The organism is Actinoplanes sp. NPDC026670, from assembly GCF_040638175.1.
Taxonomy (GTDB): domain Bacteria; phylum Actinomycetota; class Actinomycetes; order Mycobacteriales; family Micromonosporaceae; genus Actinoplanes.
In genome coordinates, this window is the sequence record NZ_JBEZXU010000194.1 from 1 (window position 1) to 1,309 (window position 1,309).

Below are 1,309 nucleotides of genomic sequence, written 5' to 3' on the forward strand. Positions count from 1 at the left end.
GGGCCAGCAGCAGCAGAAGCTGCACCAGGGTGGCCAGGAACATCATGGTCGAAATGCCCATCACCATCAGGGGGGCTAGCCCACTGGTGGCGGCGGCCGGTGCGAGGGCACGCAGTCGCCCGCCGAGGTCACCGTCGGCGGCGGCTCTGAGGATCCAGTCGGAGTAGCTGTCGCCGATACCGATGAGCAGTTGCACGGCGGGAACGCCGGCGCCGGCGAGCACGACCATGGTTACCAGGCCCTTGGCCAGGGTGCCGGCCTCGCGGCCGTTGCGTTCCCAGGCGAGCCGGATCGCGCCGATGAGGACCGCGCCCACCGCGAGCGCGGCGACCGCCCAGTTGGTGTAGGCGCTGAGGTAGTCGACGGTGCCGTCGCAGACGAGCTTGCCGGATGCGTTGGTGTGGCAGGAGCCCTGGGATACCTGCGGGGTGGGGATGGACAACCATCCGGCGACCAGGGCTTTGAGCATTTCGGCGGCGGCCTCGGACGCCTGCTCGGACAGCTCGTCGAGGAACCGGCCGGCGGTGGTGTCCAGGACGTGGCCTGGGACGCAGACAGGGTTGACGATGGGGCAGTCGTCCGGCACTACCGTGGCCCCCACTCGACGACCCCGGTGAGGTCACTGGTGACGCGGTTGATGGAGACCCACGCCCCGCCGGGTGGGGCCTGCATGCGCCAGTCGCCGTCGCGCCAGAGCAGGGTCAGCGACAGCACGTGGTAGCGGGGGGTGCCGGCCGACGGTGCGCGCAGCACCAGCCCGATCACGGCGGTGTCGGGCGTGTACGACTGGTAGGAGAAGCCGGCGATGCGACTGACCGCGCCAGGATCGGCGGGGCCGCTGTCGGTGGCGCGGTACTCGGCGAGCAGTCGGTCCCGGTCGGCGCTGGCCACGAACTGACGCTCGATGGTGGGCTGCCAGTAGTCCGGTCCGAGGGTGTGGCTGGCTCTCATGGTGAGCTGCGCCGCCGCGATCAGGGCCCCTTCTGGGGTTCGGGTGAAGCCGGACGCGGTGGTCGCGGTGCTCTGCTTCGGGCCGGCGGTGGCGCTGACCGGAACGGTGAGCGGACCGACGAGTTCCCAACGCACCTCGGCGGGCGCGGTGGTCGGCACCGCCGTGGGTAGCGCCTGCGCGACATCGCTGTCCTGCGGGGTCGGACTCACAGGTGGTGGAGGGCCGGCGATGTCGGGGCTGCTGTCGGCGGTGGCGAACACCGCGACCAGGACCCCGACGATGATGACGGCCAGGAGTAGTGCTGCGGCGGCGAGGAATCCGGGCCGCGTCCAGGGCGGGCGCCCGGCGAAGTCGGAG

Annotated in this window: 1 protein-coding gene and 1 pseudogene; both read right to left on the minus strand. The window is 71.5% G+C overall.

The features are described from left to right. Positions 1-601, minus strand: a pseudogene (locus tag AB0E94_RS53015) (hypothetical protein); the annotation flags it as partial. Then, positions 586-1,309 (minus strand): hypothetical protein (locus tag AB0E94_RS53020; RefSeq protein ID WP_360344598.1); only part of this gene is annotated, 724 nt, incomplete at its 5' end. The gene AB0E94_RS53020 and the pseudogene AB0E94_RS53015, both read right to left, overlap by 16 nt.